Origin of the sequence: Pseudogracilibacillus amylolyticus (SeqCode) (genome assembly GCF_051918545.1) — a bacterium.
Lineage (GTDB): Bacteria > Bacillota > Bacilli > Bacillales > Amphibacillaceae > Pseudogracilibacillus.
In genome coordinates, this window is sequence record NZ_JBPPZG010000184.1 from 1 (window position 1) to 7,700 (window position 7,700).

A 7,700-nucleotide genomic window follows, 5' to 3' on the forward strand; every position below is an offset into this window, starting at 1 on the left:
GTAACGGCACAAATTTCCGGGTTTATTTATCATAAACCTGTTCAAGGATGGATTCACAATTATTTTTGATCGATTTTCACCAACCATCGACTCTCTTTAACAAAAATAAATTGTTACTATTTCCTATCACTACATTTTTTCTATTATTTATCAAAATAGCATTTATTATTAAAATTAACGCTTAATTGCTTCGGTCAGCCATGCGGTCAAATCCTTCTAAAGAACTCATTTCAATTCCCTTCATAGCTGTGCCTAGATCTTTTGATAATTCAGCAATTAATTTATAATCTTGATAATTTTCTGTTGCTTGAACGATTGCTTTGGCAAATTTTTCAGGGTTGTCTGATTTGAAGATACCAGAGCCAACAAATACTCCATCAGCACCTAATTCCATCATTAACGCTGCATCTGCCGGTGTTGCAACACCTCCAGCTGCATAATTAATAACTGGTAAACGACCTTTTTCACGAATTTCCATTAAAACATGAAAAGGCGCTTGATTATCACGTGCAAATACCATAACCTCATCTTCACTCATCGATGTTAATTGTTTAATTTCTGCTTGAACTTGTCGTAAGTGACGAACCGCTTCGACAATATTTCCAGTTCCAGGTTCACCTTTTGTACGTAGCATTCCAGCTCCTTCACCAATTCGACGTGCTGCTTCACCAATATTACGGCATCCACATACGAATGGAACAGTGAAATCTGATTTGTTAATATGGAAAACATCGTCAGCTGGAGTTAATACTTCACTTTCGTCAATACAATCGACACCCATAGATTCTAGAACACGGGCTTCAACAATATGACCGATTCTTCCTTTAGCCATTACAGGAATAGAGACAGCATTCATTACCTCTTCTGTTATTGTTGGGTCTGCCATTCGAGCTACTCCACCTTCTTTACGAATATCAGAAGGCACCCGTTCTAGTGCCATAACGGCTACAGCACCCGACTGCTCAGCTATACGCGCTTGTTCAGCATTCACGACGTCCATAATTACGCCGCCTCTTTTAAAATCAATCATATTAATATCCCCCTTATCGTTTAAAACAATCCCATAAATTTATCATATAAGTTAACGAAAAACTGTCCGATTGCTCCTAACATGAGTGAAAACCAATTTTTCTTATCTACATCACTAGTTGTTACGAGATCTACGGATACTTTATTCTCACCATCTAAAATATATCCAAATTCTTCCCCACCGTCAAATACAAGCTCGGCAGTACCAACTTTGTCTCCTTTTTTAATTGGAGCAACAAGTTCACCATTTTCATTAAAAGCACTTTCATCGAAATTATATTCTATACGATAACTTTCCTCTGTACCTTTTTCAATTGGAATAGAAATATCTTCTTTTAATGCAATATCAACTGTTTTTTCTTTCCCTTTTGTAACTGGGACAGAAGGTTTATCCTGTAATTGATAACCTGCTTTAAATAACTCCGTAACATCAAATTGACTAAATCCATAATCTAATAACTTTGCTGTTTCCTTAAATCGTTCGTCCTCACTAGCTGTTTTCATGACAACAGTTATAAGGCGACGGTCTTTTTGTGTTGCTGTTGATGTAAATGTATATCCCGCCAAATCAGTATGACCTGTTTTTAGACCATCTACACCCTCATAATAATATTGTTTTAAATATGTTGCATCATGTGGCAACATCCAATTCCAGTTTTTTATTGTCTGGTCATCAAATTTTGTTTCTGGAATACTAGATATATCCAGTACTTCTGGATAGTCACTTACTAAATGGTAAGCAAGAAGTGCTGCCGAACGAGCAGATAATAGATTCGTATCATCCGCCTTTGTTCCCTCTGGATGATTACCATCTAAAGATTCATTGTCAAGCCCAGTTGAATTAACGAATTTAAAATCAGGTAAATTCATTTCTTCGGCTTTTTGATTCATTAATTTAACAAATTCACCCTCAGAACCTGCAATTAATTCTGCAAGTGCAATTGAAGTTGCGTTGTCTGAATTTATCGCCATCGCTTCATATAATTCTTTTACGGTATAATCTACATTTTGTCTTAAACCAACACCGGAGAAGCTATTATTTGCTGAAATACTATATGCATAATCACTGATTTGTGTTGTTGTGTTCCAATCAATTTCACCTTGATCAATTTTCTCCAAAACAATGTATTCGGTCATCATTTTGGTCATACTTGCAGGAGGTAATGCCTCATTTTCATTTTTGGCATATAAAACTTTCCCTGTATTAACGTCAACAATTATCGCGGATTCTGCTTTTGTTTCAACAGCTTTCGCTTCTACTTTAGTAACATCTGGTTGCAAGATAAGCAGAAGGGCAAAGAAAGAAACAATTAGAAAATGCCAGCCCTTTGTCCTTAATATGTTATTCAATTTACTTTTACCTCCGTATATTTTTACCCCTAGTTATTTTATCACGAAATGAGCGTTTAGCAAATGCCTAATTTATTAAAATTTATTAAAATTGTCGTAAGATCGGTTAATTTAAAGAGTAATTTGGTGCTTCTTTTGTTATTTGAATTTCATGTGGATGACTTTCTTTTAATCCCGCATTCGTGATCCGAATAAATTGTGAGTCAACTCGTAAATCCTTTAAATCTTTTGTTCCACAATAGCCCATACCGGCACGAAGACCACCGATTAATTGATCCATCGTTTGAGCAAGAGAACCTTTATATGCTACTCTTCCTTCAATACCTTCTGGGACTAATTTTTTAACATCATTCTCATCTTGGAAATAGCGATCTTTTGAACCTGCTTTCATCGCCCCAATGGAACCCATACCTCGATAAACTTTATATTGTCTACCTTGGAAAATTTCCATTTCTCCAGGACTTTCTGTTACCCCGGCAAACAAGCTTCCAAGCATAACTGCATGTGCACCAGCAGCTAATGCTTTTACAACATCACCTGAAAACTTAATTCCTCCATCAGCAATGATCGGTACCCCATGTTTGCTTGCTTCTTCTGCACAATCATGGATTGCAGTTATTTGTGGTACTCCAATCCCTGCAATAACACGGGTTGTACAAATAGAACCAGGACCTATTCCAACTTTTACAATATTTGCGCCTGCTTCAATTAAATCTCTAGTCGCTTCCGCTGTTGCAACATTACCGGCGATAATATTTAAATCAGGATATTTCTGTCTAATATCTCTAACCGCTTCAAGCACTCCTTGTGAATGACCATGTGCTGTATCGACTACGATCACATCGACATGAGCAGCAACTAATTTTTCAATTCTTGCCATTGTATCGTTCGTTACACCTACTGCTGCACCAACAAGTAAGCGCCCTTGATCATCTTTTGCCGAGTTAGGATATTCAATCACTTTCTCAATATCTTTAATCGTGATTAATCCTTTTAACACATTATTTTCATCAACAAGCGGCAATTTTTCTATCTTATATTTTTGTAAAACTTTTTGTGCCTCTTCAAGGGTTGTACCTACTTCACTCGTTATTAAATTTTCACTCGTCATCACTTCAGAAATGACAATCGAATAATCATCAACAAAACGGAGATCCCGATTCGTCAAAATACCAACTAATTTTTGTTCCTCTACGTTATTAACGATAGGGACACCCGAAATCCGAAATTTAGCCATTAAATGTTCTGCATCATATACTTGATGTTCTGGGGTTAAGAAAAATGGATTGGTGATCACTCCACTTTCCGAACGTTTTACTCTGTCTACTTGTTCGGCTTGTTCATCGATCGACATATTTTTATGGATAACACCAAATCCACCTTGTCTTGCCATTGCTATTGCCATATCCGCTTCTGTTACTGTATCCATACCAGCACTAATAAATGGTGCCTTCAACTGTAAACTGGGTGATAGTGAAGTTTTTATTTCAACCTCTCTCGGTAATACTTCTGATTTTGCAGGTACTAGTAATACATCATCAAAAGTTAATCCTTCTTTTGCAAATTTACCCAATTATATTTCCTCCTTTTCATTGTGTATAAAGAAAACTTGATCCTACAGTTTTCTTTTTTAGCAGATAAGAAAGTATAAAACTTTCCTACTGCATAAGTGCAACTAAGGCTTTCGCCAGGGCTTGGCGATAAGCCAAGTTTTCTAATATAATTTTTTCTCATAAAATTAATCAACGTTAATTAAAATAATAACCTATATTTTATAAAAGAAAAAGAACTTGCCCTTAAGGCGAGCTCTTAAATCTATTCACGAAAAAGACTTAATTCACTTTCCAACTTTTCTACGACAATTGGATCAAGTTTATTATCTTTGAACTCTTCTAACACACCCATTATTTCCTTCGTATTATTTGAATATACCGAAAGAAATAAATCACATACATTAATTATTCGAGCATAAGTTGTAATTTTTTCACCAGCTGTTTTGGCAGGATATCCACTACCATCTAGATTCTCATGATGTTGCAATATTGCTAATTTGGCATTTTGAGTTAATGTTGGTTCATTTTCAACCAATTGATAAGAAAAGATTGGGTGGAGTCGCATATTTTCTCTCGATACTTTTTTGTTTTTAGAGAGACCCTTTAATTTTGCTATACCAGCGTCACTTAATATAGATGCGAGTCCAATTTGTAAACAATCTTTTTTCTCCAAATTTAATTTTTTCGCTACATATACAGATAGAATACTCATTAATACTGTTCGCTCATAGAAATAATCTTTTGTTTCGGGTGGAGGAACTAAAGAAATAATTCTCCTCATATTTAACTCCGAAACTTTTTCAAACAGTGGAATGAAAAATTTTCTGACCAAATACATATTAATTGGTACATTATTTTGCCAAGAGATAAATAACTTTTTATATTCTCGAACAGCTTTTTCATATTCATTTATTTGTTTTTCCTCTGTTTTTAGCGCTATATCAGTATCAGCTTTCACTAAAGGAGTGACAGAAACTTTGTCAATTAGAAATTGTTTCATAAATTCAATATGGGTTTCTGTTAACTTTGTATGTTTTTTTACAATTGGATTACCTGATTTCCCAAGGATATCGTTTTCTAAAACCATACCTGGAGCTAAGTGAGCCACATCTACTTCCAATTCTAATAACTCCTTTACGATCTATTCTTCTTTCAACTCAGACGAATCAGATTCTATTTCTACCTCATTTTCTTCCGCGTTTTCTTCCATTGTTTCTTCTCCCGCTATCTTAGCAACTGTAGCTACTTCTTCTTCACCTTGTAAACGAATAAGTCTTACACCTTGTGTGTTTCTACCTGTAATGGAAATATCTTTAACTGGAATTCGGATTAACACACCTTGGATCGTAATCAACATTAAATCTTCATCGCCATTAGCAATTTTAACTGCAACAACATGTCCTGTTTCTTCTGTTAATCTGCACAGATAGTAGCCTTTTCCACCACGATTGGTTTTTCTATACTGATTTTCAAGTGTTCGTTTTCCAATTCCTTTATTCGTTACATGTAAAATATAAGAGTCTTTTTCAATGATTTCCATTGATACTACTTCATCATTCTCTCTTAAATCAATTCCTTTTACACCAGAGGCAGTTCTTCCCATCGAACGTACAACTTTTTCATCAAAACGTATGATGTACCCTTGTTTTGTAGCAATTCCAATATCTTTTGTTCCGTCGGTTAAACGAACAGAAATCAGTTCGTCTTCATCACGTAAATTAATTGCAATTAATCCGCCACGTCTAATGTTTTGAAAATGTGGCAATGATACCCGTTTGGAAAGACCTTTTTTAGTTGTAAAAAATAAGAAGTCATTTTCGTCATATTCTCTAACTGTTATTACCGTATTAATCCATTCTCCTTTTTCAATTTGTAAAAGGTTAATAATCGGTAATCCTTTTGCTGTTCGGCCAAATTCTGGAATCTCGTAACCTTTTAAACGGTATACTTTTCCTTTATTTGTAAAAAATAACACGGTATCATGGGTAGATGTAGAAATTAATTGCTCAACAAAATCACCTTCATGTGTTTCCATCCCTTGGATACCTCTACCGCCTCGATGTTGCGTACGATACGTAGTTGACGGTAAACGTTTAATATACCCTTTATGGGTTAATGTAATAATAATATTTTCTTCAGGGATTAGATCTTCATCTTCAAAAAAGTCTACACCGCCCATTGCTATTTCTGTTCGGCGTTCATCATTAAACTTTTCCTTAATTTCCGTTAACTCTTCACGAATAATCGCTAAAACTTTTTCTTCATCCGCTAGTATTGCTTTTAATTCTTCAATTAAAGCTAATATTTCTTTATATTCTTCTTCAATCTTTTCACGTTCAAGTCCTGTCAAACGTTGCAAACGCATATCTAAAATTGCTTGTGCTTGTTTTTCTGATAATTTAAACCGTTCCATTAGACCTGTTCGGGCAATATCGGCTGTTTTTGAATTACGAATCAGTGTTATTACTTCGTCCAAATGATCTAAAGCGATTCGCAATCCTTCCAAAATATGAGCACGTGCTTCCGCTTTGTTTAAGTCAAATTGCGTTCTTCTTCTTATTATGTCAATTTGGTGATTTAAATAATGTTCTAAACACTCTTTTAATGTTAGTACTTTTGGTTTTCCATCTACTAAAGCTAATGTATTAATCCCAAAAGTTGTCTGTAATGCGGTATATTTATATAAATTATTTAACACTACATTCGCATTGACATCACGACGTATTCGCATGACAATTCTCATACCATTTCGGTCTGATTCATCATTTAATTCAGTAATACCGTCAATTCGTTTCTCCCTGACCAATTCAGCAATTTTTTCAATTAATTTGGCCTTATTCACTTGATACGGTATTTCTGTAACAAGAATCGTAGAAGTGCCGTTAGGATTTTCTTCAACTTCTACTTTTGCACGAAGCGTGATGGAACCTCTACCTGTTTCATAAGCTTTCCTAATTCCACTTCTACCTAAAATAATCCCGGCAGTTGGAAAATCAGGTCCATGAATATGGTTTTCCATTAGTTCGTCTATTGTAATATCAGGATCTTCACTTAGTGCAAGTACTGCGTCTATCGTTTCTCCTAGATTATGCGGTGGAATATTTGTAGCCATTCCAACCGCAATACCAGAAGATCCATTTACGAGTAAATTCGGAAAACGAGCAGGTAAATAAACTGGTTCCTTTTCTGTACTATCATAGTTATCCATATAATCAATTGTATCTTTATTAATATCGCGCAACATTTCCATCGCTATTTTAGACATTCTTGCTTCCGTATACCGCATTGCAGCCGCGGAGTCTCCATCTACGGAGCCGAAGTTTCCATGACCATCAATAAGTAAATAACGATGGCTAAAATCTTGTGCCATCCGCACCATTGCATCATAAATAGATGAGTCACCATGTGGATGATATTTCCCCATCACATCCCCAACGATACGCGCCGATTTTTTATATGGCTTATCAGAATGCATGCCAGATTCATTCATCGCATATAAAATACGGCGATGCACTGGTTTTAAACCATCTCTAACATCTGGTAAAGCACGTGAAACGATAACACTCATCGCATAGTCGAGAAAGGATGTGCGCATTTCTTGACTTAAATTTATTTGTTCAACATTTAACCGTTCTTCCACTTCACATAAACCTCCTGATGGATGAATTGAATTATGGAGAAAAAGATTTCCTTATAGAGGATGTTCAAAAAGTCCGGTAAAAATGACACTGCATTAGGGGAACTTCGACTAAATACCGACACGTCCTG

At 35.4% G+C, this 7,700-nt stretch carries 5 protein-coding genes; all 5 read right to left on the reverse strand.

Annotation, left to right across the window (positions count from 1 at the left end; translation table 11 throughout):
* Window positions 1-181: 181 nt before the first annotated feature.
* The 5 genes from pdxS to gyrA all read right to left on the reverse strand — a co-directional run bounded on the left by pdxS (window position 182) and on the right by gyrA (window position 7,572).
* Complete coding sequence (pdxS, locus tag ACPYKA_RS16475; RefSeq protein ID WP_479543307.1) at window positions 182-1,030, reverse strand: pyridoxal 5'-phosphate synthase lyase subunit PdxS; 849 nt, start codon at window positions 1,028-1,030, stop codon at window positions 182-184.
* A gap of 20 nt (window positions 1,031-1,050) precedes the next feature.
* On the reverse strand, window positions 1,051-2,379 hold the full coding sequence (locus ACPYKA_RS16480; RefSeq protein ID WP_479543308.1) for a D-alanyl-D-alanine carboxypeptidase family protein: 1,329 nt from the start codon (window positions 2,377-2,379) through the stop codon (window positions 1,051-1,053).
* Between the two features lie 106 nt (window positions 2,380-2,485).
* On the reverse strand, window positions 2,486-3,952 hold the full coding sequence (gene guaB, locus ACPYKA_RS16485; RefSeq protein ID WP_479543309.1) for an IMP dehydrogenase: 1,467 nt from the start codon (window positions 3,950-3,952) through the stop codon (window positions 2,486-2,488).
* A 242-nt stretch (window positions 3,953-4,194) separates the two neighbouring features.
* Window positions 4,195-5,052, reverse strand: a complete 858-nt coding sequence (locus ACPYKA_RS16490; RefSeq protein WP_479543310.1) for an HD-GYP domain-containing protein — start codon at window positions 5,050-5,052, stop codon at window positions 4,195-4,197.
* Window positions 5,053-5,073: 21 nt separating this feature from the next.
* Window positions 5,074-7,572 carry a DNA gyrase subunit A gene (gyrA, locus tag ACPYKA_RS16495; protein WP_479543311.1) on the reverse strand — a complete coding sequence of 833 codons (2,499 nt, stop codon included), beginning with the start codon at window positions 7,570-7,572 and terminating at the stop codon, window positions 5,074-5,076.
* Between the last annotated feature and the right edge of the window lie 128 nt (window positions 7,573-7,700).

Coding starts and splice junctions, on each gene's coding strand:
- pdxS (WP_479543307.1), bottom strand. CDS start 1,030: ATGATTGATTTTAAAAGAGGCGGCGTAATTATGGACGTCGTGAATGCT.